Source organism: Pseudomonas sp. WPR_5_2, from assembly GCF_003634475.1.
Taxonomy (GTDB): Bacteria; Pseudomonadota; Gammaproteobacteria; order Pseudomonadales; family Pseudomonadaceae; genus Aquipseudomonas; species Aquipseudomonas izuensis.
Window position 1 is genome coordinate 361,579 of record NZ_RBLA01000003.1, and the last position, 26,521, is coordinate 388,099.

The following is a 26,521-nucleotide window of genomic DNA, read 5'->3' on the forward strand; positions in this document are numbered from 1 at the left end:
AGGTCAGAGCCCCTCGGCTCTGGCCTTGTTTGTTGTTCCCGGAACAAAAATACCGGCGTATCTTTCCCGGTGTTCCTTGATCCATATCGCTTAACCATGCTCGTCGTAACGGGAGCCGTATGTCGATACCACGCTTGAAGTCTTATCTGTCCATTTTTGCCACCGTGCTGGTGCTTGGTCAGGCGGTCACTGCGCAAGCAGTCGAATTGCCGGACTTCACCCAGTTGGTCGAGCAGGCCTCGCCTGCGGTGGTGAACATCAGTACCACGCAGAAACTGCCGGACCGCAAAGTGAACCAGCAGATGCCTGACCTCGAAGGCTTGCCACCGATGCTGCGCGAGTTTTTTGAACGCGGCATGCCACCACAACCGCGCACGCCCCGAGGCGATCGTCAACGTGAAGCCCAATCCCTGGGCTCGGGTTTCATCATCTCGTCCGACGGCTACATCCTGACCAACAACCACGTAATCGCTGATGCCGACGAGATTCTCGTGCGTCTCGCCGACCGCAGCGAAATGAAGGCCAAGCTGGTCGGCACCGACCCACGTTCCGACGTGGCGCTACTGAAAATCGAAGGCAAGGACCTACCGGTCCTGAAACTCGGTAAATCCCAGGATCTGAAGGCCGGCCAATGGGTCGTGGCGATCGGTTCGCCATTTGGCTTTGACCATACGGTGACCCAGGGCATCGTCAGTGCCGTCGGCCGTAGCCTGCCAAATGAAAACTATGTGCCGTTTATTCAGACCGACGTGCCGATCAACCCGGGTAACTCCGGTGGGCCACTGTTCAACCTCAATGGCGAAGTGGTCGGGATCAACTCACAGATCTACACCCGTTCCGGCGGCTTCATGGGCGTGTCGTTCGCGATCCCCATCGACGTGGCCATGGACGTTTCCAATCAGCTGAAAAGCGGCGGCAAAGTCAGCCGTGGCTGGTTGGGCGTAGTGATCCAGGAAGTAAGCAAGGATCTGGCCGAGTCGTTCGGTCTGGAAAAGCCGGCCGGTGCCCTGGTCGCTCAGATCCAGGATGACGGCCCGGCAGCGAAGGGTGGTCTGCAAGTCGGCGACGTGATCCTGAGCATGAATGGTCAACCAATCGTGATGTCCGCCGATCTGCCGCATCTGGTGGGTGCATTGAAGGCTGGCTCCAAGGCCAATCTTGAAGTGATTCGTGAGGGCAAGCGCAAGAATGTCGAAGTGACGGTCGGCGCTATTCCGGACGAAGACAAAGAGCTGGATGAGCTACCGAAATCGGGCATCGAGAGCAATAGCAATCGTCTCGGTGTTTCGGTCGTCGAGCTGACCGCCGAGCAGAAGAAGACCTACGACCTCAAAGGCGGCGTGGTGATCAAGGAGGTTCAGGAGGGGCCTGCTGCGATGATCGGCTTGCAGCCGGGTGATGTGATTACTCACCTGAACAACCAGGCGATCGAATCCACCAAGCAATTTACTGACATCGCCAAGGCATTGCCGAAGAATCGCTCGGTGTCGATGCGGGTCTTGCGCCAAGGTCGCGCCAGCTTCATTACTTTCAAACTGGCTGAATGATCCGGTTGCTGACTGAATGAAAAACCGCCTCGAAAGAGGCGGTTTTTTTGCGCTTGATAAATCAATGATTTGTGAAGTCTTCAGCCCATCATGTCCTTGATCATGCGCTCCTGCTCCATCAACTCTCGCTGACGGGCATCGATTCGCGACGTCAACGGGAAGTTGCTGCCAGCCTTGCGCTTGGCGAAATCCAGTTGCTGGATGGCCTGGCGATAGTCACCGACCAGGGCGAAGTATTCGGCGCGAGCCTGATGCAGGCCGATGATGTTGCCCGACAGGCCGCGAGTCTCGGCCACCTGATACCACACGTCTGGATCGTCCGGGCGCGACTTGAGCAGGCCTTCCAGTGCTTTTTCGGCATCGGCGGCGCGGTTCTGTTTCAACAGAAGGTCGACGCGCACCTGGTTCAGCGGATAGTTGCCGGGGTACTGAGTCAACATTCGGTCCACCCGGGTTTGCGCTTCCGCCAGACGATTGTTGGTGATATCCAGATCGATTTGCGCGAGGTTGTAAATGATCTCGTTAGGCGATTTCGCCAGCAGCAGCTTGAGGTTTTCCCGTGCCTCGTTCAGTTGGCCGCCCTTGACCTGAGCGATTGCCAATCCGTAGCGTGCGACATCGCTTTTGGGGTTTTCATCCAGTTGCGCGCGGAAGCGCTTGGCACCCAATCCCGGGGTTTCCTCATAGGTCAGTTGAACCCGTGCGCGAATCAGTTGATAGCGCAGGGAGTCTTCGATGCCGCCCTGCGGCGCCTGTTCAGCGCGGTTGCGGGTGTCGGCGATACGCGATTCGGTCACAGGGTGAGTCAGCAGGAATTCCGGTGGCTTGGCATCGTAGCGATACTGTCGGCCCAGACGCTCGAACATGGTTGGCATGGAGCGGGGATCGTAGCCGGCTTTTTCCAGATTGAGGATGCCGATGCGATCGGCTTCCTGTTCGTTTTGACGCGAGAAGCGCCGCTGTTCCTGAAGCGCCGCTGCCTGAGTACCGGCAATGGCGGCGATCCCGGCATCACCGGCACCGGCCGCGGCAATCACGATCCCGGCCAGTAATGCGGCCATCATGGGCACTTGCATGCGCTGTTGGGCTTCGACGCCACGGGCAAAGTGGCGCTGCGACAAGTGAGCCAGTTCGTGAGCCAGTACCGAGGCGTACTCACCCTCGGTCTGGGCATTGAGGAACAAGCCGCCGTTGACCCCGACAATCCCGCCCGGCGCCGCGAAGGCGTTGAGTTGCGGACTGTTGATCAGGATGAATTCCAGGCGCCGGTCATTGACCTGACTGGTCTCCACCAGTCGGTAGACGCTGGATTCGACATAGTCCTTGAGCTGCGGATCGTTGAGCTGCGATACCTGGCTGCGCAACAGTGCCAGCCACGCGCGGCCCAACTGGTATTCCTGCTGCGGCGAGACAATGGCAGAACTGGCGTCGCCGAGTGACGGCAGGTCGTCGGCGAAGCCCGGTGAAGCGAGCAGGCAAGCGAGCGTCAGCAGGGTAGGGCGCAGGAAAGTCATGCACAAAGCCTTAGTCGACAAAGACCTTACTGTAGCCGGACACCGGCCTTGCGACCAGATATTCTAGGCAACCCAACTGCCTGAACCGGAGTGATGCAATGACCGACGCTGTAGCCCATGACGTTGAGCTGGACGCCAGTGGCTTGAATTGCCCGTTGCCGTTGCTCAAGGCCAAGATGGAACTCAATCGGATGACCAGTGGAGCAGTGCTCAAAGTGATTGCCACCGATGCGGGTTCTCAGCGCGACTTTCGCACCTTTGCCCGATTGGCGGGTCATACGCTGCTTCGCGAAGAAGATGAAGCGGGCGTGTACCGCTATTGGTTGAAAAAAGCCTGAAACCTGCGGCATTTGTTCTTAAGGATTATTGATGTTCAAAGTGTTACGCGACTGGATTCAGCGCTACTTCTCCGATGAAGAGGCTGTGGTTCTGGCAGTTCTGCTGTTCCTGGCGTTCACCGCCGTGCTGACCCTCGGCGGCATGCTGGCACCGGTGCTGGCCGGGATGGTGCTGGCGTACCTGATGCAGGGACTGGTGTTGACGCTCGAACGCCTGCGTATGCCGGGCGGGGCCGCGGTGGGATTGGTCTTCGCACTGTTCATGGGGGTGTTGCTGGTGTTCATCGTGGTCGTGGTGCCGCTGCTCTGGCATCAGTTGATCACCTTGTTCAACGAGTTGCCGGGCATGCTTGCCAAGTGGCAATCGCTGCTACTGCTGCTACCGGAACGCTACCCGCATCTGGTGTCTGACGAACAGGTCCTGCAGGCCATCGAAGTGGCGCGGGGCGAGATCGGCAAGTTCGGGCAGTGGGCGTTGACGTTCTCGCTGTCGAGCCTGCCGCTGTTGGTCAACATGATGATCTATCTGGTGCTGGTGCCGATTCTGGTGTTTTTCTTCCTCAAGGACCGGGCGATGATCGGGCAGTGGGTGCGCGGTTATCTACCCCGGGAGCGAGCGCTGATCACCCGTGTCGCCCATGAAATGAACCGGCAGATCGCCAACTACATTCGTGGCAAGGTCATCGAGATTTTCATTTGCGGTGGCGTGACCTACATCGCCTTTGTCGTGTTGGAACTCAATTACGCAGCGCTGCTGGCATTGCTGGTAGGCGTGTCGGTGGTGGTGCCCTATGTCGGGGCCGTGGTGGTGACCGTGCCGGTGTTTTTGATTGCGCTGTTCCAGTGGGGCTGGAGCGATCAATTCATCTATTTGATGGCGGTTTACGGGATCATCCAGACACTGGATGGCAACGTGCTGGTGCCGTTGCTGTTTTCGGAAGCGGTCAACCTGCATCCGGTGGCAATCATCTGTGCGGTGTTGTTGTTTGGCGGGTTGTGGGGATTCTGGGGGGTGTTCTTTGCGATACCCCTGGCGACCCTGTTCAAGGCCGTGCTGGACGCCTGGCCGCGCAAGGAGCCGGTGGTGGCGCCGTTGTTGTAGCTGGTTGCTCTGATTTGTTCGGTGAGGGCTGATGGCCTCTTCGCGAGCAGGCTCGCTCCCTCAGGTAAGTTCGTGGTGAACACGAAACTAATGTGGGACCGAGCCTGCTCGGGAAGGCGTCAGGGCTGGCGCCAGAGAAATCAGGCCTTGTTCAATGCCTGAGCAGCCGCCAGAACAGCATCCACATGCCCCGGCACTTTCACGCCACGCCATTCCTGGCGCAATACGCCATTCTTGTCGATCAGGAATGTACTGCGATCCACGCCCATGTATTCCTTGCCATAGAGCTTCTTCAACTTGATCACGTCGAACAGCTGGCAAAGCGCTTCTTCCTTGTCGCTGATCAGTTCGAACGTGAACGCTTGCTTGGTCTTGAAGTTCTCGTGGGACTTCAGGCTGTCGCGGGACACGCCGAACACTTCGGTGTTGGCTGCTTTAAAAGCTTCAAGCTGATCGCGAAAGCCCTGGCCCTGGGTCGTGCAACCCGGAGTACTGTCCTTCGGATAAAAGTAGATCACCACCTGCTTGCCTCTGAGCGCCGCCAGGCTGACGGTTTGCCCGCTGGTGGCGGGTGCTTCGAAGTCGGCAACCGGTTGGTCGATGGCAACGGCCATGAAAAGCTTCCTTACATTGGGTTTTGTGGGCGCCACGGTTCGATCAGGGCATCCAGGTTCAGCGCATCGGCGAAATCCAGGAACTGATCGCGCAACCAACTGATTTGCACGCCGGCCGGCAAGGTCACGGTAAACGTGGCATTGAGCATGGTGCCGCCGGTTTGCGGCGCCTGATAGGTATCGCAGGTCAGGTTTTCCAGCTCGACGTTGTGATCCATGAAGAACTGGCACAGCTCGTTGATGATGTCCGAGCGGTAGGCCGAGCTGACATACGCAACGTACGGCAGCGCCTGGGGACGGTTCTCCAGGGCGGCGCTGCGCACCACGTTGACGGTGAAGGCGTGCCGTTTTGCCAGCACTGGCAGGCTGCCTTCCAGACGTGCCAGGGCGTCCCAACTACCCGAGACTTCAAGGACCAACGCACTGCACTCGCCGTGACGGGTCAGGCGAGAGGTGACCACGGCGCAACGATTTTCATGGCTGGCGCGGCACAGGACGTTAGTCAGCTCCATGGGGTTGGCGCCGAGGGCACTGATGACAAGGAATTGTTCGCGAACTGTGGGGGTGGACATGCAGCATTCCTAAAGCGATGAGCGGTCGGTACTTCTATCGGCTTGTTTTACCGGGGTACGAGCCTGCGGATGCGAACTCAGAAAGCCCCAGGCGCAGGTCGCAACGTGCTCCAGTATGGCAGGAGCGAGAGGTGGACGCGCTGGAATGGGGCTTGTGATGCCGAAAATGGAGGCTGAAACCCGACGTACGAGCTTGTCAGTACCGATCAAAGTCTGAAGGGTAGCGAAAAGCAGCGCCAAGGGGAATGGCGGCAGCGCAGTACTTCGCTTGTACAAGCATCTTGGCGCCAGTACCATTACGGCTCTCTTTTTCCGGCAGGAGCGGTTGCATGATTGCGGGCAGTATGGTGGCACTGGTCACACCCATGGATGCACAAGGTCGTCTCGATTGGGACAGCTTGAGCAAACTGGTGGACTTTCACCTGCAAAACGGCACCCACGCTATCGTGGCGGTCGGTACCACAGGTGAATCGGCCACCCTTGATGTGAACGAACACATCGAAGTCATCCGTCGCGTCGTGAAGCAGGTCAATGGCCGCATTCCGGTGATCGCCGGTACCGGCGCCAATTCGACCCGCGAAGCCATCGAGCTGACCACCAACGCGAAGAACGCCGGCGCCGACGCCTGCCTGCTGGTCACGCCGTACTACAACAAGCCGACCCAGGAAGGCCTGTACCAGCACTTCAAGGCCATCGCCGAGGCCGTCGACATCCCGCAGATCCTCTATAACGTGCCAGGTCGCACCGCATGCGACATGCAGGCCGAGACCGTGATCCGCCTGTCGACCGTCAAGAACATCATCGGCATCAAGGAAGCCACCGGCGACCTGAAGCGCGCCAAAGCGATCATCGACGGTGTCAGCAGCAATTTCCTGGTGATCTCCGGTGACGATGCCACCGCTGTCGAGCTGATCCTGCTGGGCGGCAAGGGCAATATTTCGGTCACCGCCAACGTCGCCCCTCGCGATATGGCTGACCTGTGCATCGCCGCCCTGAACGGCGATGCCGAGAAGGCGCGTGCCATTCATGAAAAGCTGATGCCACTCAATAAAACCCTGTTTATCGAATCCAACCCTATTCCCGTGAAATGGGCGCTGCATGAAATGGGCTTGATGCCGGACGGTATCCGTCTGCCGCTCACCTGGCTCAGCGCTGAATGTCACGAACCGCTGCGCCAGGCCATGCGCCTGTCCGGCGTCCTGGTTTAATTGAGGAAGTACAACGCATGAAGCGAATGGCCGGACTTTCCGCACTTGCCTTGATTATCTCCAGCACCAGTGGCTGCGGATGGATCTGGGGCCCGGAAGGTTATTTCCGTGACCGTGGTAGCGATTACCTGGAAGCGAAACAGACTGCACCGATGCAAATGCCACCGGACGTCAAAACCGCCAAGCGTCTGGACCCGCTATTGCCGATCCCGCGCAACGTGGCTGATGACACTGCCAAGGGTGAGTACATCGTTCCTCGGCCGCAGCCATTGTCCGCCGCAGCCGACGCCAGTGCCTATTCCCTGCAGAAGAGCGGCGATTCGCGTTCGATCCTTGCGCAGAATTCCCCGGCTGAGGTCTGGCCAGTGGCTGTCCAGTTCTTCCAGGACAACGGCTTCCGTCTTGATGAGCAACGTCCGCAAACCGGCGAGTTCACCACGACCTGGCAGCATTCCGACGAGCTGTCGGCTGCCATGGCCAAGCGCCTGAGCGCGGCGGGCGTCAGCACCGACAGCGAAACCCGCGTTCGGGTACGTATCGAGCCAGGCGTGCAGCGCAATACCAGCGAAGTCTACGTGGTCAGTGCCGAGCGTCCTGCCGGCAGCACCGCCGACGTGGCCTTTACCAACCGTTCGGTCAATACCGGCCTGGACGCGGCACTGGTCGATGACATGCTCGCGAGCATGAGCCGCAGTTCGGAGAAGGGCGGTTCGGTCTCCATGCTGGCCTCCCGTGATTTCGACACCCCGAGCCGTGTCAGCCTGAGCGTGGACGGCAGCGGTAACCCTGTCCTGAACGTCGGTACCGACCTGGATCGCGCCTGGTCGAGCGTCGGCCGTGCATTGGAACAGGGCGAATGGCGTGTTGAAGACATCAACCGCAGCCTGGGCCTGTACTACATCAACCTGGCTGAAAAAGCCGAGAAGAAGGACGACAAGCCAGGTTTCTTCAGTGGTCTGTTCGGCGGCAAGCCGAACAAGGAAGAACTTGAAGCTCGCGCCGAGCGTTATCAGGTTCGCCTGAGCAAGGTGGGTGACAGCGTCCAGGTCACCGTCGAGAAAAACATCAACACCGTGGCGCCGGCCGATGTGGCGCGTAAAGTGTTGACCGTGATTCAGGACAATCTGGGCTGATCACATGCGTTTTGCCGTTCTCGGCAGCGGTAGCCAAGGGAACGGCACGCTGATAGCCAGCGCTGATACGTATGTACTGGTGGATTGTGGTTTCTCCCTGCGGGAAACCGAAAAACGCCTGCTGCGCCTGGGTGTGAACCCTGCACAGTTGAGTGCGATACTCGTGACCCACGAACATGCCGACCACGTGCATGGCGTGGGTTTGCTGTCTCGGCGTTACAATCTGCCTGTCTACCTCAGTCGCGGCACCTTGCGCGGGATGCGCAAACCCATCGAACCCGCAGGTTTTCTGGCGGGCGGTGAGCAACTGCAGGTCGGCGACTTGAGCATCAGCGTCATTGCCGTGGCCCACGATGCGCAGGAGCCGACGCAATATGTATTCAGTGATGGTGAGCGGCGTTTCGGCCTGTTGACCGACCTGGGATCGTATTGCAACAAGGTATTGGACGGTTATCGGGATCTCGATGCATTGATGATCGAGGCCAACCATTGCCGTGACATGCTGGCTCGCGGTCACTACCCGTACTTTCTCAAGCAACGGGTGGGCGGCGAACTGGGACATTTGAACAACCATCAGGCGGCATTCCTGGTGGCCGAGTTGGGCTGGCAAGGCCTGCAACACCTGGTCCTGGCCCATCTGAGCAGCAAGAACAACCTGCCGCAGCTGGCCCGGCAATGTTTTGTCGACACCCTCGGGTGCGACCCGGACTGGCTGCAACTGGCCGATCAAGATTCAGGGCTCGACTGGCGATATATCGCCTAGCCCATCTACTTAGCAAGCGGAGCCCATCATGGAAAAACGTGAAGAACTCTACCGCGGCAAAGCCAAATCGGTTTACAAGACCGATGACGCTGACCGCTTGATCCTGCTGTTTCGCAACGACACCTCGGCGTTCGACGGCAAGCGCATCGAACAGCTCGACCGCAAAGGCATGGTGAACAACAAGTTCAACGCCTTCATCATGCAGAAACTCGAAGCGGCCGGTGTGCCGACCCAATTCGACAAACTGCTGGGCGACAACGAGTGCCTGGTGAAGAAGCTGGACATGATCCCGGTCGAGTGCGTCGTGCGTAACTACGCCGCCGGCAGCCTGGTCAAGCGCCTGGGTGTCGAAGAGGGCATGAAGCTCAATCCTTACACCTTCGAACTGTTCCTGAAGGACGACGCCAAGGGCGACCCGTTCATCAACGAATCCCACGTCGTGGCATTCGGCTGGGGCACCGCCGAGCAGCTGGTCCGCATGAAAGAGTTGTCGCTCAAGGTCAATGAAATCCTGAGCAAACTGTTCGACGACGCTGGCCTGTTGCTGGTGGATTTCAAGCTGGAGTTCGGCGTGTTCAGCGATGGCTCCATCGTGCTGGGCGACGAGTTCAGCCCGGACGGCTGCCGCCTCTGGGACAAGGACACCAAGAAGAAAATGGACAAGGACCGCTTCCGCCAGGGCCTCGGTGACGTCATCGAAGCCTATGAAGAAGTGGCCAATCGTCTGGGCGTACCGCTTTAATCGACGCAAGCATCTGATAGCACAGAAATATTTCGCGAAAGGGGGTTCGCTTCCGGCGAAAGTGTTGTTATGATGCGCGCCGTTGGAGAGATGCCAGAGTGGCCGAATGGGACGGATTCGAAATCCGTTGTACCTTCACCGGTACCTAGGGTTCGAATCCCTATCTCTCCGCCATTATTGAAAAAGACTAAGCCCCTGAAATGGTTAGACATTTCAGGGGCTTTTTCGTTTCTGGCGATTGAGTTAGGGCATTTTTAGGGCAAAATGTGCAGCGTCAGTACCGCTATAGGCTGGTCTGCGCCTGGGTCTGGACAGGGTTTTGTCATCTCAAATCCGAATGGTTGCTGTCCGCTTCTTCCTTTCATGACTGAAGTGGCTCAAAGGAATTATGTCGTAATGATCAGTCGAAACGTTCCTGACAGTTGGCAGGCATTGCAGACCCAAGTTGGTCGTATTCTTGAGGAATGCGGTTTCGACGTCGAAGTGGAGAAAAAAACTCCGGCTGTTCGTGGGGCAGTGGAGCTAGACGTATACGCGGAGGAAACAGTGCGCGGTCGGAAGTATGCCATTGCATGTGAGTGCAAGTACTGGAGATCGCGCATCCCGCAAAACGTCGTACACGGATTCCGAACAGTAGTTCAAGATATTGGTGCCAACATCGGTTACATCATTTCGATGGAGGGATTCCAATCAGGAGCCGTATCGGCTAGCGATTTGACGAATTTGAAACTTGTTACCTGGCAAGAATTTCAAGATATTTTCGAAGAGAGTTGGTTCGAGGAATTCTTCACAAAGCAGATCCACCAAAAACTAGACGGGTTGATGACGTACGCTGAGCCATTCCTCCCTCGTTGGTTCGAAAAAATGTCGGAGATTGACAAGTCGGCATTCATCGCGCTGAAGGACAAATACGATCTGTTCGGCATGATCATGCAGTCACTTGGTCCTTATAGTCGAAGGCTTGGAAGAAATCCTATTCCTACATTACCGCTACGCGCACGGCTTGAACCAGATCCGATGTTGAGCACGATCCCAGATCACATCTTGGATGAGACTGCATACAGAGAGTTTCTTGATAGTTCGTTAGCTTATGGCGAATCTGCGCTTGCAGAGTTCCGAGTGCTTAGAGACCGCTATGCGGAATGACCTAACATAAAGAGTTAGGGGAAAATGCAATCTGTCGTAACTCAGGCGTGAATTGACCTGCGCGTTGATATCGATGCAGTTAGCTGAGCCCCAAATTTAGGGGGGCTGCCTATTTCACTCATCTCTAAACCCAAGCATTTTCGACACGATACCCGCCATGCTCTTGGTGTCCTTCGGTATCCATCTCCCATAGTGCTTTCTCACCATAGTTGTGTCGGCATGGCCAAGTTGTCTCGCTACCCATTCGACGGGGACATAGCTCGACAGCATCTGACTAGCGAAGGTGTGTCGACACTGGTTAGCTCCGCGGTGGCGCACATCTGCCTTTTTCAGATGCGCGGTGAACCAGTTGCTCAATGTCTTGCCGCTCCAGAGCAGACCGCTGGTGGAGCTGCGGAAAAGGAACCTGACCTTCATCTTCTTCGAAGTGATGTTGTCGCGCTGAATCACCGTGATATCAACACTGGGTGCATCTTTGGCGGCGGCGATAATTTCCCGCATCAGGTCGAGAGCGGGGTCTATCAGTTCGACGACTCGCACCCTGGAACGCTCTTTAGGGACTTTGAATTCACCGACGACCAATGCCCGGCGAACGTGCACTAGGCCGGCTTCAAGATCAACGTCTTCAACGGCGAGTCCGATCAATTCAGAAAGAGACAGCCCTGCCCAGCAGTTGAACTCGATCATGCGAGTATCAGATCGTCGGTCGGGATCCGCTTTGCCTATCAACTCGATCTCCGTGCGACTGAATGGGTCGGCGTGTTCCAGGTCGACGTCCGATCCGACGTTGCTGATCCTGTCGAGCGGGTTGGCTTTCAGGATGCCGTCGCCGAAGGCGTCAGCCCAGACTCCGCGTACGACGGTGAAAATGTCATTTACCGTCTTTGGAGCCAGCCCTTGCTTGAGCAGCTGCGCCTGGAACAACTCGATATCGCTTTTGCTGATGTCGACGATTCGGCGTTTACCGAATTTGTTCTCAACGTGCACAGCCTTGCTCACGTAGTTGACGACCGTGCTCGATGCTTTGAGTGCGCGCTGAACCTCCAGCCATCGATCAATGCCTTCCTTTACTGTGCGCTTAACCAACTGGTCGGCGCCGGCATGGACCTGGCCAAGGCTCTGGAATATGCCCCGGTGGCGGCCAAGTTTGCCGTTGGCCAAGGATCGAATGGGGCCGATACGGCGAAGATGATCAATGCCCTCGGGCAGAACGCCAAAATTACCGACGCCGCGCAGATGCAGCAGGCGCTAGAAGCCATTGCCTATCAAGGGCAGGCCGGTAGTTTTGAGGCGGTCGACATGGCCCGCTGGTTCCCTGAGTTGTTGTCGAACATGGGTAACCTGAACATCACCGGCATGGACGCGGTGACGCAGCTGGGCGCCATGCTGCAGGTGCAGATGAAAACCGCCGGCGGCGCCGATGAGGCGGCGAACAACCTGAAAAACTGGATGGGCAAGATCGGCTCAACCGACACCGTGGCGGCCTATCAAAAGGCCGGCATCGACTACAAGGGCTCGATGCAGACCGGTTTGCAGAACGGCATGTCGACGCTGGAATCCAGCATGGCGTTGGCGCAGAAGTACATTCAGGCCACCGACCCGAAACGCGCGGCACTGATGGCTGAGGCGACATCGAAAATCAGCAAGGAAGCCGATCCGGAAAAGGCCAAGGCCATGATGGCCTCGCTCGAAGAGGCCCTGCGTACCGGTGACCTGTTCGCAGACATGCAGGTCAAGGCAGCGCTCTCGGCTTACCTGCAGAACAAGGCGCTGTACAGCCAACTGAAAAACGACTCACGCGAAGCGTCAGGCATCCTCGACAAAAACCTCGCCGAGCGGCGTGAATCGTCGTCGCAGAAATGGGCGGAGATGGCGCAGTCGATGGATGACGCCATGCGCAGTGTCGGCGATGCCTTGCGCCCGGTGACGGATTCCGTGGCCGAAGGCCTGACCAAAGTCACCAAAGGCATTACCGCGCTGTCGGACAGTTCACCCGGTGTGGTCACCGGCATCGCGGCAGTCGGCGGTGGGTTTCTGGCGCTGAAAACGCTGTTCAGCTCGTACAAGATTGGCAAAGGTTTGTTCAACCTGGCGCGCGGGACACTCGGCAAAGGCAAGTCCGACGAGGTGCAGAAAGTCTTCATCACCAACTCGTTGGAGGGTGATCGTGTCGCGCCGGGAACAGAGCTCAAGGGCAAGACGGGCAAGGCCCTGTCCTTGGTCGAGACGGGCCTGAAAGCTGTGGCAGCCATTAAAGGGTCGCCCGAATCCGGTGAAACAGCTGACGGGCAGGAGGGTAAGAAAGCTGGTGGTTTCGACTTGGTGTCGACTGGGCTCAAGGTGGTGTCGCTCGCCAAAGAAGCCAGCGAAGACGGTGATGTGCAGGTCGGTCTAGAAGACGGCGCCGTCAGGAAGGTGTTTGTGGTAAATGCGGCAGCCATGGGTGGCGGCGGTGGGCCGTTGGAAAGGCGGGAACGGGCTCGTGGGGCTTCCCGTAATTCATTGCGCCGGCGCCGGGTCGCCATGCCGCCTCGGCCGATAGGTCCATCACGTTCACCGGTACCCATGCCACGACCAGCAACATTCCCGCGCCCGCCGATGTCTGTGCCCAGGCCACCTGCGTCGATTCCAGCACCACGACCTGCAGTCTCATTACCACGGCCGCCGGTACCCGCGTCTCCGGCACCCGTGCCTCGGCCGGCTGCTCCGGTACCGCGCCCACCCTTGCTGTTAGCGCAAGGCGGCGCTCTGGCAAAGTTGGGAGTTGTTGCCGAAACGGTGGGCAAGGTCGGCAAGTTGGGTAAGGTGATTCCCGGTGGCTCGTTGTTGGAAGCCGGCAGCATGGCCTTTGACACCTACCAGAATGCCCAGACTCAGGATGAAAAGGCCGAAGGTTACGGTGCGGCGGCAGGCTCGCTGGCCGGCACCATGGCCGGTGCAGCGGCCGGGGCGGCCATCGGTTCGGTCGTACCCATCATCGGTACCGCGATTGGCGGGATGGTGGGTGCGTACCTGGGCAGTATGGGCGGTACCGCCCTGGGCAGTGTCGCGGGCAAGTTGTGGTTCGGTGACAGCGAGGAAAAACCAGCGGCTCTGGCAACACCATTGCTAATGGCGCCTCGACCGGGACCGGCGGTTCCAAGTTTGGCCACCATGGGACGGTCCTTCAACGGGGCGAGCGAGCCAGACGCGTTGTTGATGGCGGCTGCCGCCGCGCCACCTAGTCCAGCCTTGGGCGATGTCGCGCGCGCACTGGCTGTGCCAGCGCCGAGCAAGCCGGCGGCGGTGGTGATCCAACCGAAGGAGCCAGAGAAACCGGCACCGACCAAAGTGGATCAGCAGTTTCAGTATTCCTTGAGCATGCCGGTCACGGTGCAAGGGGATGTCAAAGATCCGCAACGCCTCGCGCAGGATCTGATGCCGCACATGCAGCGCATGATGGCCGATGCCGCGAAACAGAGTGCGTCAAACCAACTGTTCGATGAACCCCACTTGTAAGGAGAATCCATGGCCTACATGGAGCAGCTACAGGCCGGCCTGAAATACCTGGTTGAAGCAGGGGAGACCGGGCGTCGCAGTGCGGATGGCATGCTTGGCCCGGTTAATGGTGCGATCCGTGAAATCACCGGCGCGGCGTCCGAGCTGGAAAACATCCCATTCGTGGGGCCTGCAATTGGCGCCAAGCTGCAGCGAGTGATGCGCGGCGTCGATGCGGCGCAGGCTAAGGTCGGTCAGGTAGTTGCCACCTACGGGCGGGCTACCCGTGCCGCCGCCGAGGTGCAGGAGCGCCTGGGGACATTAAAGGAGCAGGCGGGCAAGGCGTCAACGGCGATCAACACGATTGCCGGCAAGGTCAGTCCGTCACTGGCCAACATCGTGCCGACCAGCGCTTTTGCCACCGATGGCACGCCGGCACCGGAGGCGGTGAAGCCGTTTCCGCACCTGCTGATCCTGCAGCCACAGGATCCCAAGGCGCAGCCGTACTACTTCAATCTGGACACGGCCGCCTTCGACGAGCTCACGCGTTCGACCGAGTTTCGCTGGGCCTCGCAAGAACGCCTGTCGCGCCGACCAGCGCAGCAAGCGGTCGGAATCGGTGAAGAGAAAATCACCCTGAAGGGTACGATTTATCCGGGCTTCAAGGGTGGGCTCAAGCAGCTCGATACCTTGCGCAGCATTGGCGCTCAACTGAAACCCTTAACCCTAACCACGGGCTACGGAGATGTCATGGGCACCTGGTGCCTGAAGAACATCACGGAAGAGCAGGGTGCGCTGATGCATGGCGGAATTCCGCGAAAACAAGGGTTCACTCTGGAGTTTGTGCGTTATGGCGACGACATGCAGAACGTCTGATGGGGATCTGCTCGACACCATCTGCCACGACTTTTACGGCCATTTGAACGGCAGTGTCGAAGCGGTGCTGGATGCCAATCAGGGCCTGGCCGATGAGCCGCAGCCCTATAGATCCGGCGTGGTGATCACGCTACCGGATCTGGCTGCACCTCTGCAGGAACAGGTCACCCTCTGGGATTGATGGTCTACACTCGTGCAGCTTGATTCCTTCAAGTTCCTTACTTTCTGACCCGCCTTGCGCGGGTTTTTTTTTGGAAAAAATCCATGACCCCTAGGTTTCGCATCGTTGCCAATGGCGCCGATATCACGGCCTTGATCAATGATCGGCTGATCCAGCTGCGCACCCTGGACAAGCCCGGGATGGAGTCCGACGAATTCGAATTGCGGATCGATGATCGCGATGGCCAGGTGACGCTCCCATCGCGCGGCAGCGGCATCGAGGTCTATCTCGGCTATGTCGAAACGTCGCTGGCCCGCATGGGCCGTTATGTGGTGGACGAAGTCGAAGTCTCGGGACCACCGGACACCTTGGTGATCAAGGGTAAGGCCAGTGACATGCGCGGCACGGGCAAGACTATCCGCAGTGGCAGTTGGGAAAACGTACCGCTGTCGACCATCGTGACCGACATTGCGGCGCGTAATGGCTGGCAGTCGGTGTGCCCGGTGGCGACCAAGGTGGTCCGGGCGGATCAACTCAACGAGTCCGACTTCAATTTCCTCACCCGGCTGGCTAAACAATACGACTGCACCGCCAAGGTGGCCGAAGGCAAGCTGTTGGTGATGCCGAGACAAGGCGGGCAGAGCGCAAGCGGCAAGGCATTCGGAGCGATCACCCTGATGCGCAGTGATGTCAGTCGTTGGCAATTTCGCCTGAGTGATCGCAATGCGCACAAGGCTGTGGCGACCAAGCATCAGGACAAGAAGAACGGGAAGCTGGTCGTTGTCTCCCTGGACAACGACGACGTACCCGATGGCCTGCCGGCGGTGCACACCGACCGGCATATCTATCCCAACAAAACCGCTGCCGAGGCAGCGGCCAAGGCTCGCTTGGCCGCGTTTAATCGCTCCGGTGCCGGCGTGCGTTTGGAAATGCCCGGACGCACGGACATCTTTGCCGAGCGGTCGATCAATGCCTTGGGCTTCAAGGACGGGCTCGACGGTGAGTACCTGACGGACTCAGTCGAACAGGTTTACACCCAGTCCGGCTGGTCGACCACTGTGGAGTGCAACGGCGGCAAGCAGGGTAAAGCCAAGGCCAAGGGCAAGAAGAAAAAACAACCGAAGGATCTGAAGGTGGTACCGCTGACTCAATAAGCTGTGTCCGCCGAAGTGTCACCGCCACAAAACAGGAGCAATGCGAATGCCGTTAACCGAGCAGCAACTTCAACGCATCATGCCGAACGCCCGCCGCCAAGCGGGCGTTTTTGTATCCGCCTTAAACGTGGCCATGTCCCACCGGCAAATCAACACACCGAAACGCCAGGCGGCGTTCCTCGCCCAGGTCGGACACGAGTCCGGTCAACTGCAGTACGTTCGTGAGTTGGGCGGCGATCAGTACCTGAGTAAATACGACACCGGCAATCTGGCGGTGAAGCTGGGTAATACCCCAGAAGCGGATGGCGATGGTCAACGCTATCGTGGTCGCGGCCTGATCCAGATCACCGGTCACAGCAACTACCTGCGCTGTAGCTTGGCACTGTTCAATGACGAGCGTTTGCTGCGCACGCCCGAACTGCTCGAGCAACCACAATGGGCGGCCGAGTCGGCGGCGTGGTTCTGGTGGGTGCGCGAGCTGAGCTCCTTAGCGGATCGGGATGAGTTCGAGGCGATCACTCGCAAGATCAATGGCGGACTAAATGGATTGGCGGATCGTCTGCAGCTGTGGGAGCGGGCGAGGGCAGTGTTATGCGTCTCGTCGACCTGATCCCAGCACCGTACCGGCTGTTAGCCATTGGCGCTCTGATGACTACATTGATCGGCGGATCTGCCGCGTCGGCCTGGAAGGTTCAGGACTGGCGTTACGGCAAGCAACTCGCCGAACAGGCCGGCCTCCACAAGGACGATCTGATCGCCATCAGCAACGCCGCCGCAGACCGGCTGCGCACGGCACAGGACAATCGCCTGGCCCTTGAGCAGCGGCTGTCGACCAGTGAAAAAAACCACTACGAGGAACTGAGCGATGCTCAACGCAACCAGGCTCTCCTGCGTGATCGCCTTGCCACTTCTGATCTACGGCTGTCAGTCCTACTCGACGCCTCCGATGCAGCCAGTCGCTGTTCAGTGCCAGCCGGTACCGAAGCCATCGGCGTGGTTCATGGAGGAGCGCGCGCCCAACTTGACCCTGCGCATGCTCAACGAATTATCGGCATCACCGATGCCGGCGACCAAGGATTGATCGCCCTAGCGGCATGCCAAGCCTACGTGCGAGAGATTACACATTGATTGATTCATGACTCTTGCTACGGTGAATCACTGAGGCCGAAAACAGCGCCTGAGCTTGGAGTGGGGGAATGAATAAAAAACTGACTGGCTTGTTCAAGCTGATGATTGTTGTCTGGATTTCAGCGGTCTTGTTGGTGATCTATTGCCTGTCGCGCTAAGCCGCCTAACACTCATAGAACAGTTTTCGGCTGAGCTACAAGCCCATCCAGGATCTCGCGCAGTTTCTGCGCCTCACGTTGATAAAATCTCTCTGAAATCTCAAGGTCATAAAGCTCCTTGCGAAGGTTCGCAGCTTCTCCGGATCGGGAACGAAGATTTGCCATGGCCTCGTCGCGCTCCTGGATGGCTTTCGCATGCATTTCGACCAATTTGAAGATTTTCTCCCGAGCCTGACGTAGCTGCAGGTTCAGTTCGTCGAATTCGTTCTCATACATCCGCAGCTGGTGTCGACAGGTATCGAGCGGTGTCGGACTTCCGGGCCAATCGGTGGTGTCTTCAATTTCATAAGGATCCATGATCAGGCCTAACCAATACTGTTTTTATATACAGTAATCGAGGCGCGACGATAGCGCGAGGAGGAGTCGACGAATTGCGGGCTCGTTCCCAATCGACTTTTAGCGACTCACATTGAAATGAAAAAAGAGCGGCCAGGATAGATGCGCCAACATCCATTCCGGCCGCCGTCCCCGCAGATTGTCCCTGCAAGTCCAGCCAAGGCTCTTGCTCCGTGCACAAAGCGCGGCGAGCCTGGCACCTGTTTATCCATACAGTAAAGGCCTTGCTCTCAATGTCCACACCCATCATCCCTTGGATGGGCGGTAAACGCCGCCTGGCCGACCGCCTCATTCCGCTTTTTCCGCCTCACGAATGCTACGTCGAAGTTTTTGCCGGTGGTGCCGCGCTCTACTTCATGCGCCCCCAGGCAGCGCCCGTTGAAGTCCTGAATGACATCAACGGCGACCTGGTCACGCTGTACCGCGTCGTGCAGAACCACCTTGAAGAGTTTGTGCGCCAGTTCAAATGGGCACTCAGCTCGCGTCAGGTGTTCGAGTGGCAGAAAATGACCCGCCCCGAAACCCTCACCGACATCCAGCGCGCCGCCCGATTCTTTTACCTGCAGCACCATGCCTTTGCCGGCAAGGTCACTGGGCAAACGTTCGGTACCGCCACGACTGGCCCGGCCATCAACCTGCTGCGGATCGAGGAAAACCTCTCGGCCGCCTGGCAGCGCCTGTCCGGTACTTACGTCGAAAATCTTCCCTGGCTTGAATGTGCGGAGCGCTACGACCGCGCCCATACCTTTCACTACATGGATCCGCCTTACTGGCAGACCGCGGGCTACGGTGTGGACTTTCCGTTCGAAAATTACGAGCGGATGGCCGACTTCATGCGCCGCTGCAAAGGTAAGGTTATGGTCAGCATCAACGACCATCCAGATATCCGACGGGTGTTCGAGGACTTTCATTTCGAAACGGTGGACATCCGCTACAGCAACACGAATCAACGCCAGGCTAAAGCTGAGATCAGTGGTGAATTGATAATCTTGAATTGGGTACCTGATGCACTGGGTGGCCTGTTTTAGTTAAAAGTTGTGTTTAGTAAAGGGCGGAGGTGAGTTTCCCCCCCCCGCCCAGACTATGCTTAGTGGGAATTAATCCATTTCATGATTTGATCAAAATCTGCAAGTGCCATATCCCAGCTGCTGGAAATCTCATTGTCAACAAAGTCTTTAGCGGCTTTCGTAAAGGAAGAAGTTGTTGCTATAATCGTTTTATTTGGCCCTTCTTTTGTGTGTTTTACGCCATGTAGAGCTCTCACAACTTCTACACCGACTTTGTTGTCTTCTGCATAGCGTTTGCATTCAATGAAATATTTGCTTTTTATTCCAAGTTTATCTGTGGATATCGCGATAATATCTTTTCCGCCGTCTCGGGTTCTTTTGGTGAGCTCAACGTGGAAGCCTTTTTTTCGAAATATTTCCGCGATCAATTCTTCGAAATCGCGAGATGATATTTCTCTTATTAGAGCTGGGTTGCTTTTAAGTGCTGTGATCAGGTCGGGGATTGATTGCCAAAGTAAGTCGAGATCTTCGGCCTGGTAGAGTTCTTGTAAGTATTGGATTCCTGGTTCGCTTAGCGTGTCCGCGCCAGTGGAATTGTCAAGAATGAAGTTAAGGATTTCCGTTGGGTATTCTGATGCTTCAAAGCTCAATGAAATTTCGTTTCCACATTTGGTGCAGGTCAGGTCGTAAATAAGCTCGTAGATGCTTTCCGGTCCCATTGACCTTTCAGAGCCACCAGTGCATTCAATGCTGAAATCATCAACAGGGATGCTGTTTTGAATTTTGCATTTGTGGCATTCATATTCAATATCACCGCAAAAATTCCACATTTAAATATTCCTTGAATAGCTCTAGTAGTACGTATTTTTATTCGGGGGGCGAAGTCAATGTGCGACATTACCCATTTGCTAAAATTGTGTCCACTGTGGCTTCAAAGTAGATCATTGTCCATGAAGTCACCGACGGACTCGGCGTGTACGATTCGCAATCTTTTCGTCTAAAAGCAGGGAAGTGGGCGGTGGGCGGTGGAGAGTGGGCAGGTGAAGCCTAATTAGATCGATAAGGTATGTTTTTATTCGGGTGTATCTAGATACAGGTAGTCCGGGACGGCTGGAGCGTTCACTGTACTAATGCGCAGCAGATGTGCAGCAGATGTGCAGATCTTCCAGCGAGCACTACGCTCGCTATTTATTTAATGCCTCAAGCATACCATTTTGCTATTTTTATTTATTTTGTTTTGCTGGGGTAAACTTAACTATGCCGCTACCAATATCTCCGTTTGGGAGTTTGCTGATTTGAATGGTTATTTTTGAGAGGAACTTGCTTTTTTTAGCTAGCCACTTGATCAGTATTTCTTTTTTTGGAAAGCCTGGAATGTTGCTTTCGCCGGAGTGGTGTGATTTCAATATGTCGTGAATTACGCCGGCGGCAAAGTCTGGTACGCTTAATAAATCATCTAAATGCGATTTCCTTTCAAAGGATTTGGCGAAGCCTATAAGATCAAATTTATGTTTGCAGTACATGCTGAGTGCGTGAGAGAACAGTTTTTGTGTGTCTTCAAATGACCTTTCTTGGCCGTCCTCATTTATTGAGTCGTTGTCGCAGTACCAGAGGAGACGTTGATTTTCATGAGTGGTCAAGGCTGTAAATATAGCTATTGAGTGGCAGACTCGAAGCGCTTTTTCACCGATCTCACCTTTCCATGTCCCCAGGCCTAAGCTAGAAAGTTGCTCTTCAATAAAAGGGTGTGCTACTTTTTTTGATGGTCCAAATACAGTTTCTATTTTTCTTTCAATTGCTATTGTGATAAGTGAGCCGTGAATAAAATTGTCAATGGTTTGAAGGAAGTCAGGTAGGGCTCTACTTCTAGGGCCGTATTTCAAGTCCTTGAATTTAAACTCGCTGTAGGGTTAAAGTATTTTATGTTTTTGCCTTAGCTTTTCAATTTGTTCAGTAAAAGGTCCTATCTTGTTGTAGGCGAAAATTAGGAACGAATAAGTAGTAAAGTGGGCGTCGTGATGCTCTCCCCCGAAATCCGACATTACCGCGATTTTGTCGTCGTCGGAAAAATCAGGGAGTTCGTCAAGCTGGCTAACAGCGTTTACAAGCAAGTGGGAGAAAAATGGGTAGCTATCTTTAACAACCGATAAATCGAATGGTCCACTTTTACGGATTTTTTGAGGTCGTTCAGGCCCAGCACTTTTTCGTCTATTCATGCAGTTGATTCCAATATTTTCCCATTGAGGCGAATGATAGTCATTGAGATGGCAATTCGCTGCAAGGGTAATGATCGATTTGGGAGGAAGCATTGGCTTGCTGTGTGTGCTTTTTGTAGTACACTTTTTTGTGTGTGCGTGAAAAGGTACAAGAAATGAAGGAATCTCTTAAGTCGGTACCCTACGCAGAATTCGGCGAGCTGTTAATTCGACTCCGTGTAGCGGCGGGTTTCAATAAGCAGCAAGAGCTGGCGACAGCCCTCGGAAAAGCTCAGCAGACAGTTAGTCGTTGGGAGAAGGGGGTGGCTCGTCCGCGTTCGAATGACATTCCTTCGTTGGAGAAGCTGGTTGGAGCCAAGGAGAACGAGCTCCTGGCGGCTGCCGGCTATAAAACAGCGCCAGTAGATCTCCGTATTGAAGTGGCCACTACCTACGACCGTGCATTGCCTCTCTCTGCGTTGCCTCCGGATACATTCGAAAGTTTCTGCTCGGCCCTCTTGGATCGCATGTACCGGTCCAGCGCTGGCAAAGTGCACCGTTATGGGGGCACGGGTCATAAGCAGCATGGCATCGACATCGTCGCCACCGGTTCATTCGGGACTTACTCGTTTCAGTGCAAGCGAGTTAATGAGTTTGGTGCCCAGAAGGTCCATACCGCGGTGGCTGAGCAGACCTATGTCGCAGACTTAAAGGTACTCTTGCTGTCTAGCGTCGCGAGTCCAAGGGCACGCGATGCAATGGCTGTACATGCTGGCTGGGAATTGTGGGACCGAGAGGACATCACCCGAAAGTTTCATGATCTCTCGATGTACGACCGCCTGGACCTGGTGGACCGCTACTTCAGTGGTCAGCGCCTAGATCTACTTGGAGTTGATGAACCGGGACCCATTCAGACTCAAGAGGCCTTCTTCAAGCCGTTCCTGGTTCCTGACCGTTTCTTCAACCACTCCTGGGCGCTTGTTGGTCGCGACGCAGAGGTCTCACAGGTTGTGGACTACGTCCGAGACGATTCGGTACTCCTTACCTGCCTCGTCGGGGCGCCTGGGTTCGGAAAGAGTCGTGTTCTTCGCGAAGTTACCCAGCAACTGGTGGAAAACACCTCCCTGCAAGTTCGGTTTGTGTCGCCGACCGATGACGTCAGGGCTCACCACCTGGACAAACTGCGCGACAGCCTCGGCGGCGTGACACTGCTTGTTGTCGATGATGCTCACGAGCGTGAAGATCTCGGCATCCTGCTTAGGCATGCATCAGTTCCGGACAATAGAACGCGGCTGCTTCTATCGCTTCGTCCCTACGGAAAGGAAGCGCTGCGTCTTCAAGCGGCTGACGTAAGCTTGTTGGGACCTCTGGTCCAATTTGTCGATATGCACCAGCAAACGCGAGAGGAAGCGCAAGCACTGGCCGCATCGGTTCTCGCCGAGTGCAATGGCCCTCTCGCAGCCGCTGCCGAAATCGCCCGCGCAACGTACTCGACGCCGCTGGTCACAGTATTAGCGGCGCAATTGGTCGCGCGCGATGATGTGCCGTTAACGCTTCTGGGCAATTCGGGAGAGTTTCAAACCTATGTGCTATCGCGCCTTCAGGACGTCATTGCTGTCACCCTGGTTTCGGGGCAGGATGTTGCGAAGCTGAGGGCCGTCCTACGGGTTATCGCGCTCCTTCAACCCATCATTCCGGACGATCCGGGTCTGCTTCATATCTTGTGTAAGGTCGAGAGAATTGAGGCACCCGACGCCAGTCGTCTGATGCGCTTGTTGGGAGAAGCAGGAGTTCTATTCAAACGCGGGGTTCGCTCGAGGCTCGCTCCAGATCTGCTGGCGGATGAAATCATTCGATCGAACTACCTCAATGCGGATGGCAGAGCTAACGCGCTCGTTACACAAGTCTTCGACCTCGCGGGTGCGGACCAACTGAAGCACTTATTTGTCAATCTTGGACGATTGGACTGGCGCCTGCGCGAAGGAAAAACAGACGACAGTGTGCTTTTGACCAGTCTCAGCCCCAAGCTGTGCTGGGGCACCAGGTACAACAATCCGCACGTAGAAGCCGTGGAGGCCGTTGCCTACTACCAGCCCAGGTTTGCTCTGGACTTCGCGAAGCGGCTCATCGCCGAAAAACATGGAGACAGCTCGGCTGTGTGCAATATGGTGCGCAATGCAGCATATACGTACGACCACGTCCAAGAAGCATGTCACCTCTTATGGATCGCAGGCCGCAGCGATACCCGCGCGTTAAATCAGCAGCCGGGCCACGGCATTCGCATCCTCAAGGAACTGGCTACGTTTCAGTTGAATAAGCCTGTTGAGTACGTGCGAGAGGTTATTCGGTTCGCATTTGCGCTTCTGGAAAGGCCTGCCTCGCTCAACTCGGTTTACACGCCCTTCACCATACTTGAGGGGGCGCTGGGCACTGAGATTGAGGCGACGAGTTATTCACGCTTGACCCTCACTATCACGCGCTACCAACTTTCCCTGAAAGCGGCAAAAATCGTCAGGGATGAGGTAACCGGAGCGCTTCTCAAGTACCTCCGGGAAGGCCCACCCCGAAGAGCGTTTCTCGCAGCACAGACGATTGCTCATGCCTTGCGTGGTCCAATGCATGGCGACACGTCTGATCAAGAGTGGAAAAGAGAACACCAGAGCCTCTTGCGAGAGCTTCAGGTGGTGCTGCGTGAAGTATACGTATCGCCCGTAGTACTGGTTCGACTCGCACAGTCCATTTCCTGGCATGCGTTTCGCGGCTGGCCGGAGACGTCTGACGAGGCTCGCGCCATCATGGCTTTGTTGAATCGAGACTTGAGGACCCGATTTCTCCGGGCGCTTATCGACGGCTGGGGAACGGACACATGGAAACTCAGCGAGTCGCTTGAACGCGAGGAGCATGAGAGCGACCGTGAACTCCTGACGACTGAGCTGATGGCTGAGTTCCCTGATGCAAGGAGCTTCTTCGATGAATTGCATGACTGTTTGCAAGACATTGTGAACGTAGTCCCCGTGGGGTACGGCTCTCCCTTCCTGCTCGTGAATCATCTGCTCAGTTTCGTGCCAGGTCTTGCCATCGAATTGCTTCGAAGGAACACCGAGTGCAGTGTCGGTCAGCTTGCCCCGTTTGTAGGCAAAGCTCTGAGCGTGGCCATTGAGACCGGAAATTCGGACTTAGTAGTGGACTACGTCACTCGCTCGGAGGGTTCCGCCGAGGTATTGGCCCAACTCGCTGAGGCATACACAAGATTTGAACCATCACGCCCCTACACTCCGCAAGAAGTTACCCTGTTCAGGCGTATCTTTGAGTCAAAGGACCCGAATGTACTGTTAGCCGCGTCAAACCTTGCACGCCAGGTAGCTAATAGAAGCCCAGCTCTGGCAGTCGAGCTCATTTGCTTGGCAGATTTCGGAGTAAGTTCTACGGCAACTCACGGCATGTTTATGTTGATCGCTGGCGGAAAACCCATTCCCAAGGGTGATGTCGTCAGTAGGCGAAGCGAGCTATTGGAGAAGCTTGAAGTATTGAGGGGGCTTGATGACTACTGGGTCCAGGCCTTCCTCGCATCGTCAATCAAAGAGGACCCCGTTGCTGTCGTCGCGTTGGTCAAAGCGCGTCTCATCGAGGCGACGCGTCGAAACGACTGGTCATATGAGCCACTGAGTAAAGAGCGTAATGAAAACAGCCTTAGACTCATGAGTATCGAGATGGGGCCACGTCTGATAAGAGAGCTTCTTGACTGGGTTCTCAACGAACCGGCAGATACTCGGGGGGTGCAGCGTTTTGGCGAGGCAATTTCTGGCCTCTGCGGCGACTACGACGAACTATTGCTTGATCTACTCCTTACGTGGATGTCGTCGGGTTCGCAAGCTCATGCCCGGCTCGTTGCCAGAGTCCTGCTCGAAAGTCAGCCGACCCTCATTTATGATCATCCAAAGTTCATCCGGGACATCCTCAATGCGGCAGAACTCATTGGCGAAGACGCGCTAACTGATATTCGCTCATCAATCGAGGCCTCAGCACACTCTGGTATGCGAAGAGGAACACCCGGAGAGCCGTTCCCGGAGGACGTCCGTCAAGAGCAGCACTGCGTAAAGATGCTCGCATCACTCAGCCGCGCCGAGCCCGCATTTGAGCTGTACGACGAACTACTCAAGGGAGCGCGCGTTGCGATTGCACGTCAACGAAAATCAAAGGAAGCTCTAGAGGGTGAAGATGAATAGCCTGGGCGAATAAGGGGCGGGGACGGTTTAGGGCAAATTTAGGGCAAATTCAGGGCCGCCGTAGGCCGTAATGCGCATTAGGCATGATACGAAAATGCCGCTTTTAATGGCTTAGAGCGGTCCATGGGCGCGTGTGAAGGGGTTCGAATCCCTATCTCTCCGCCATACATGAAAAAAGCCCCGTAGCTGAAAAGTTACGGGGCTTTTTTGTTTGTCGGGATTTTCTGTTTAAAAAATTGAGTGTCGGATCAAGCAGTAATCCTGTGTAAGAAAAATATGCCTATCCAAGGGAATAGTGACTCATCCCTGTCGTTCAATTTACTGCCCTCCGAATCCATTGCTCGCCCCGCGATTCAAGGGGTTTCCTCACGAAATATCCCCTGATACTCAATCAGTCCACCTATAAAAATCCCCATCTACTCTGGCTCTCACAGATCACTGATCTGTCGTCATCAGCAATCGCAAGGAGCGAGCAATGTATTTTGAGATTTACAGGCAAACCCGTGGCACCGTTCAGCATGGAAAGGGCCAATGGCGGTGGCGTTTGCGGGCGGGGAATCATGAAACGATTGCCAGTGGGGAAGCTTACGTCAACAAGTCTGACTGCGTGCATGCCATCAGCTTGATCAGGGGAACGTGCGACCAGACCCCGATCAAGGAGATCTAGGCTTCAGGCGGTGAAGCTGCTCATTCAGAGCAGCTTCGTTTCAACCGGGCGGTATTACGGTTGCGAGTGGCCCAGTTTTCTCTTGATCAAGTCGTAGACGTCCTTGTGGGTGGAGTTGTGCAGGGATTTGTCCTTGCAGGCCGAGGCCAGGAAGGTTTTCACCTCTTCCTTTGCATGAGGGTAAAGGCCGGCGACGTAGTCAGCTTCGTGAGGCTGGGCGCAGTTGAAGTGTTTGTCGTCTTTCGCTTTATCTCTAGCCATTGAGTAGCTCCTTGAGTTCGGTAAGCCAAGAGCGGTTGCCCTGGGCCTCCTGAGCTTAGGGGCGCACGGGCGTCCCGCCAGGTGTGCAAGGAAATCAGGAAAAGCCTGTAGGACGAGGCGCGTGAACGGATTCGCAT

The 26,521-nt window shown here is 56.2% G+C and carries 26 protein-coding genes and 1 tRNA gene; 18 read left to right on the top strand and 9 right to left on the bottom strand.

Features of this window, described 5'->3' with window-relative positions:
• Positions 1 to 119 precede the first annotated feature (119 nt).
• Positions 120 to 1,547: a DegQ family serine endoprotease gene (locus tag BJ917_RS14255; protein ID WP_121103674.1), complete on the top strand. Its 1,428-nt coding sequence runs from the start codon at positions 120 to 122 to the stop codon at positions 1,545 to 1,547.
• Positions 1,548 to 1,627: 80 nt separating this feature from the next.
• On the opposite strand, the gene BJ917_RS14260 is transcribed toward BJ917_RS14255, so the two are convergent.
• Positions 1,628 to 3,061: a M48 family metalloprotease gene (locus BJ917_RS14260; protein ID WP_096512997.1), complete on the bottom strand. Its 1,434-nt coding sequence runs from the start codon at positions 3,059 to 3,061 to the stop codon at positions 1,628 to 1,630.
• A 98-nt stretch (positions 3,062 to 3,159) separates the two neighbouring features.
• Between BJ917_RS14260 and BJ917_RS14265 the strand changes: the two genes are divergently transcribed.
• Positions 3,160 to 3,399 (top strand): sulfurtransferase TusA family protein, encoded by a 240-nt coding sequence (locus BJ917_RS14265; RefSeq protein WP_096512996.1) that lies wholly within the window; start codon positions 3,160 to 3,162, stop codon positions 3,397 to 3,399.
• 31 nt (positions 3,400 to 3,430) lie between these two features.
• Positions 3,431 to 4,501 carry an AI-2E family transporter gene (locus BJ917_RS14270; protein WP_096512995.1) on the top strand — a complete coding sequence of 357 codons (1,071 nt, stop codon included), beginning with the start codon at positions 3,431 to 3,433 and terminating at the stop codon, positions 4,499 to 4,501.
• 140 nt (positions 4,502 to 4,641) lie between these two features.
• Here the strand turns inward: BJ917_RS14270 and BJ917_RS14275 are convergent, their stop codons facing one another.
• Together BJ917_RS14275 and BJ917_RS14280 are read right to left on the bottom strand one after the other, a co-directional pair.
• Positions 4,642 to 5,115 carry a peroxiredoxin gene (locus tag BJ917_RS14275; protein WP_096512994.1) on the bottom strand — a complete coding sequence of 158 codons (474 nt, stop codon included), beginning with the start codon at positions 5,113 to 5,115 and terminating at the stop codon, positions 4,642 to 4,644.
• An 11-nt stretch (positions 5,116 to 5,126) separates the two neighbouring features.
• Positions 5,127 to 5,687 carry a glycine cleavage system protein R gene (locus BJ917_RS14280; RefSeq protein ID WP_056856013.1) on the bottom strand — a complete coding sequence of 187 codons (561 nt, stop codon included), beginning with the start codon at positions 5,685 to 5,687 and terminating at the stop codon, positions 5,127 to 5,129.
• A gap of 329 nt (positions 5,688 to 6,016) precedes the next feature.
• Between BJ917_RS14280 and dapA the strand changes: the two genes are divergently transcribed.
• From dapA to BJ917_RS14315, 6 genes are all read left to right on the top strand, one after another.
• On the top strand, positions 6,017 to 6,895 hold the full coding sequence (dapA, locus tag BJ917_RS14290; RefSeq protein ID WP_096512992.1) for a 4-hydroxy-tetrahydrodipicolinate synthase: 879 nt from the start codon (positions 6,017 to 6,019) through the stop codon (positions 6,893 to 6,895).
• A gap of 17 nt (positions 6,896 to 6,912) precedes the next feature.
• Entirely contained in the window at positions 6,913 to 8,028 is a 1,116-nt protein-coding gene (gene bamC / locus BJ917_RS14295; RefSeq protein ID WP_096512991.1) for an outer membrane protein assembly factor BamC, read from the top strand.
• Between the two features lie 4 nt (positions 8,029 to 8,032).
• The gene (locus BJ917_RS14300; protein ID WP_096512990.1) at positions 8,033 to 8,791 is read left to right on the top strand and encodes an MBL fold metallo-hydrolase; all 759 of its coding nucleotides are present in this window, start codon (positions 8,033 to 8,035) and stop codon (positions 8,789 to 8,791) included.
• A gap of 28 nt (positions 8,792 to 8,819) precedes the next feature.
• Entirely contained in the window at positions 8,820 to 9,533 is a 714-nt protein-coding gene (gene purC / locus BJ917_RS14305; protein ID WP_060541247.1) for a phosphoribosylaminoimidazolesuccinocarboxamide synthase, read from the top strand.
• An 84-nt stretch (positions 9,534 to 9,617) separates the two neighbouring features.
• Positions 9,618 to 9,707 (top strand) — tRNA-Ser (locus BJ917_RS14310).
• A 222-nt stretch (positions 9,708 to 9,929) separates the two neighbouring features.
• The gene (locus BJ917_RS14315; protein ID WP_158602484.1) at positions 9,930 to 10,679 is read left to right on the top strand and encodes a restriction endonuclease; all 750 of its coding nucleotides are present in this window, start codon (positions 9,930 to 9,932) and stop codon (positions 10,677 to 10,679) included.
• A 114-nt stretch (positions 10,680 to 10,793) separates the two neighbouring features.
• On the opposite strand, the gene BJ917_RS14320 is transcribed toward BJ917_RS14315, so the two are convergent.
• Positions 10,794 to 11,807 carry a tyrosine-type recombinase/integrase gene (locus BJ917_RS14320; RefSeq protein ID WP_256658551.1) on the bottom strand — a complete coding sequence of 338 codons (1,014 nt, stop codon included), beginning with the start codon at positions 11,805 to 11,807 and terminating at the stop codon, positions 10,794 to 10,796.
• Between BJ917_RS14320 and BJ917_RS14325 the strand changes: the two genes are divergently transcribed.
• The 6 genes from BJ917_RS14325 to BJ917_RS14350 all read left to right on the top strand — a co-directional run bounded on the left by BJ917_RS14325 (position 11,781) and on the right by BJ917_RS14350 (position 17,474).
• Positions 11,781 to 14,177 carry a phage tail tape measure protein gene (locus BJ917_RS14325; RefSeq protein WP_256658548.1) on the top strand — a complete coding sequence of 799 codons (2,397 nt, stop codon included), beginning with the start codon at positions 11,781 to 11,783 and terminating at the stop codon, positions 14,175 to 14,177. The genes BJ917_RS14320 and BJ917_RS14325 overlap by 27 nt on opposite strands.
• Before the next feature lie 9 nt (positions 14,178 to 14,186).
• Complete coding sequence (locus BJ917_RS14330) at positions 14,187 to 15,032, top strand: phage tail protein (protein ID WP_121103676.1); 846 nt, start codon at positions 14,187 to 14,189, stop codon at positions 15,030 to 15,032.
• A complete protein-coding gene (locus BJ917_RS14335) occupies positions 15,007 to 15,213 on the top strand; it encodes a tail protein X (protein WP_121103677.1) in 207 nt (68 codons plus the stop codon). Before BJ917_RS14330 ends, BJ917_RS14335 begins: the two co-directional genes overlap by 26 nt.
• Before the next feature lie 83 nt (positions 15,214 to 15,296).
• Positions 15,297 to 16,346 carry a phage late control D family protein gene (locus tag BJ917_RS14340; RefSeq protein ID WP_121103678.1) on the top strand — a complete coding sequence of 350 codons (1,050 nt, stop codon included), beginning with the start codon at positions 15,297 to 15,299 and terminating at the stop codon, positions 16,344 to 16,346.
• Between the two features lie 46 nt (positions 16,347 to 16,392).
• Positions 16,393 to 16,956, top strand: coding sequence for a glycoside hydrolase family 19 protein (locus tag BJ917_RS14345; RefSeq protein ID WP_121103679.1), 564 nt, complete (start codon positions 16,393 to 16,395; stop codon positions 16,954 to 16,956).
• Positions 16,938 to 17,474 carry a lysis system i-spanin subunit Rz gene (locus tag BJ917_RS14350; protein WP_121103680.1) on the top strand — a complete coding sequence of 179 codons (537 nt, stop codon included), beginning with the start codon at positions 16,938 to 16,940 and terminating at the stop codon, positions 17,472 to 17,474. The genes BJ917_RS14345 and BJ917_RS14350 overlap by 19 nt, the downstream gene beginning before the upstream one ends.
• Before the next feature lie 170 nt (positions 17,475 to 17,644).
• Here the strand turns inward: BJ917_RS14350 and BJ917_RS14355 are convergent, their stop codons facing one another.
• Positions 17,645 to 17,989, bottom strand: coding sequence for a hypothetical protein (locus BJ917_RS14355; protein ID WP_147432570.1), 345 nt, complete (start codon positions 17,987 to 17,989; stop codon positions 17,645 to 17,647).
• A gap of 272 nt (positions 17,990 to 18,261) precedes the next feature.
• Between BJ917_RS14355 and BJ917_RS14360 the strand changes: the two genes are divergently transcribed.
• Positions 18,262 to 19,056, top strand: coding sequence for a DNA adenine methylase (locus BJ917_RS14360; protein WP_121103682.1), 795 nt, complete (start codon positions 18,262 to 18,264; stop codon positions 19,054 to 19,056).
• A gap of 59 nt (positions 19,057 to 19,115) precedes the next feature.
• Here BJ917_RS14360 and BJ917_RS14365 read toward each other — a convergent pair whose 3' ends face one another.
• The 3 genes from BJ917_RS14365 to BJ917_RS14375 all read right to left on the bottom strand — a co-directional run bounded on the left by BJ917_RS14365 (position 19,116) and on the right by BJ917_RS14375 (position 21,251).
• Positions 19,116 to 19,865 (bottom strand): restriction endonuclease, encoded by a 750-nt coding sequence (locus BJ917_RS14365; protein ID WP_121103683.1) that lies wholly within the window; start codon positions 19,863 to 19,865, stop codon positions 19,116 to 19,118.
• Between the two features lie 393 nt (positions 19,866 to 20,258).
• Positions 20,259 to 20,918, bottom strand: coding sequence for a hypothetical protein (locus tag BJ917_RS31780; RefSeq protein ID WP_147432571.1), 660 nt, complete (start codon positions 20,916 to 20,918; stop codon positions 20,259 to 20,261).
• A 27-nt stretch (positions 20,919 to 20,945) separates the two neighbouring features.
• Positions 20,946 to 21,251 (bottom strand): hypothetical protein, encoded by a 306-nt coding sequence (locus tag BJ917_RS14375; RefSeq protein WP_121103685.1) that lies wholly within the window; start codon positions 21,249 to 21,251, stop codon positions 20,946 to 20,948.
• 155 nt (positions 21,252 to 21,406) lie between these two features.
• Here BJ917_RS14375 and BJ917_RS14380 point away from each other — a divergent pair, with 155 nt between their 5' ends.
• Positions 21,407 to 25,456 (top strand): helix-turn-helix domain-containing protein, encoded by a 4,050-nt coding sequence (locus BJ917_RS14380; RefSeq protein ID WP_121103686.1) that lies wholly within the window; start codon positions 21,407 to 21,409, stop codon positions 25,454 to 25,456.
• Between the two features lie 475 nt (positions 25,457 to 25,931).
• Complete coding sequence (locus BJ917_RS14385; protein ID WP_121103687.1) at positions 25,932 to 26,123, top strand: DUF1508 domain-containing protein; 192 nt, start codon at positions 25,932 to 25,934, stop codon at positions 26,121 to 26,123.
• Between the two features lie 54 nt (positions 26,124 to 26,177).
• Here BJ917_RS14385 and BJ917_RS14390 read toward each other — a convergent pair whose 3' ends face one another.
• Entirely contained in the window at positions 26,178 to 26,384 is a 207-nt protein-coding gene (locus BJ917_RS14390; protein WP_096512988.1) for a hypothetical protein, read from the bottom strand.
• Between the last annotated feature and the right edge of the window lie 137 nt (positions 26,385 to 26,521).

Coding starts and splice junctions, on each gene's coding strand:
- BJ917_RS14255 (WP_121103674.1), top strand. CDS start 120: ATGTCGATACCACGCTTGAAGTCTTATCTGTCCATTTTTGCCACCGTG.
- BJ917_RS14260 (WP_096512997.1), bottom strand. CDS start 3,061: ATGACTTTCCTGCGCCCTACCCTGCTGACGCTCGCTTGCCTGCTCGCT.
- BJ917_RS14265 (WP_096512996.1), top strand. CDS start 3,160: ATGACCGACGCTGTAGCCCATGACGTTGAGCTGGACGCCAGTGGCTTG.
- BJ917_RS14270 (WP_096512995.1), top strand. CDS start 3,431: ATGTTCAAAGTGTTACGCGACTGGATTCAGCGCTACTTCTCCGATGAA.
- BJ917_RS14275 (WP_096512994.1), bottom strand. CDS start 5,115: ATGGCCGTTGCCATCGACCAACCGGTTGCCGACTTCGAAGCACCCGCC.
- BJ917_RS14280 (WP_056856013.1), bottom strand. CDS start 5,687: ATGTCCACCCCCACAGTTCGCGAACAATTCCTTGTCATCAGTGCCCTC.
- dapA (WP_096512992.1), top strand. CDS start 6,017: ATGATTGCGGGCAGTATGGTGGCACTGGTCACACCCATGGATGCACAA.
- bamC (WP_096512991.1), top strand. CDS start 6,913: ATGAAGCGAATGGCCGGACTTTCCGCACTTGCCTTGATTATCTCCAGC.
- BJ917_RS14300 (WP_096512990.1), top strand. CDS start 8,033: ATGCGTTTTGCCGTTCTCGGCAGCGGTAGCCAAGGGAACGGCACGCTG.
- purC (WP_060541247.1), top strand. CDS start 8,820: ATGGAAAAACGTGAAGAACTCTACCGCGGCAAAGCCAAATCGGTTTAC.
- BJ917_RS14315 (WP_158602484.1), top strand. CDS start 9,930: ATGATCAGTCGAAACGTTCCTGACAGTTGGCAGGCATTGCAGACCCAA.
- BJ917_RS14325 (WP_256658548.1), top strand. CDS start 11,781: ATGGACCTGGCCAAGGCTCTGGAATATGCCCCGGTGGCGGCCAAGTTT.
- BJ917_RS14330 (WP_121103676.1), top strand. CDS start 14,187: ATGGCCTACATGGAGCAGCTACAGGCCGGCCTGAAATACCTGGTTGAA.
- BJ917_RS14335 (WP_121103677.1), top strand. CDS start 15,007: ATGGCGACGACATGCAGAACGTCTGATGGGGATCTGCTCGACACCATC.
- BJ917_RS14340 (WP_121103678.1), top strand. CDS start 15,297: ATGACCCCTAGGTTTCGCATCGTTGCCAATGGCGCCGATATCACGGCC.
- BJ917_RS14345 (WP_121103679.1), top strand. CDS start 16,393: ATGCCGTTAACCGAGCAGCAACTTCAACGCATCATGCCGAACGCCCGC.
- BJ917_RS14350 (WP_121103680.1), top strand. CDS start 16,938: ATGCGTCTCGTCGACCTGATCCCAGCACCGTACCGGCTGTTAGCCATT.
- BJ917_RS14355 (WP_147432570.1), bottom strand. CDS start 17,989: ATGGATCCTTATGAAATTGAAGACACCACCGATTGGCCCGGAAGTCCG.
- BJ917_RS14360 (WP_121103682.1), top strand. CDS start 18,262: ATGTCCACACCCATCATCCCTTGGATGGGCGGTAAACGCCGCCTGGCC.
- BJ917_RS14365 (WP_121103683.1), bottom strand. CDS start 19,865: ATGTGGAATTTTTGCGGTGATATTGAATATGAATGCCACAAATGCAAA.
- BJ917_RS14375 (WP_121103685.1), bottom strand. CDS start 21,251: ATGAATAGACGAAAAAGTGCTGGGCCTGAACGACCTCAAAAAATCCGT.
- BJ917_RS14380 (WP_121103686.1), top strand. CDS start 21,407: ATGAAGGAATCTCTTAAGTCGGTACCCTACGCAGAATTCGGCGAGCTG.
- BJ917_RS14385 (WP_121103687.1), top strand. CDS start 25,932: ATGTATTTTGAGATTTACAGGCAAACCCGTGGCACCGTTCAGCATGGA.
- BJ917_RS14390 (WP_096512988.1), bottom strand. CDS start 26,384: ATGGCTAGAGATAAAGCGAAAGACGACAAACACTTCAACTGCGCCCAG.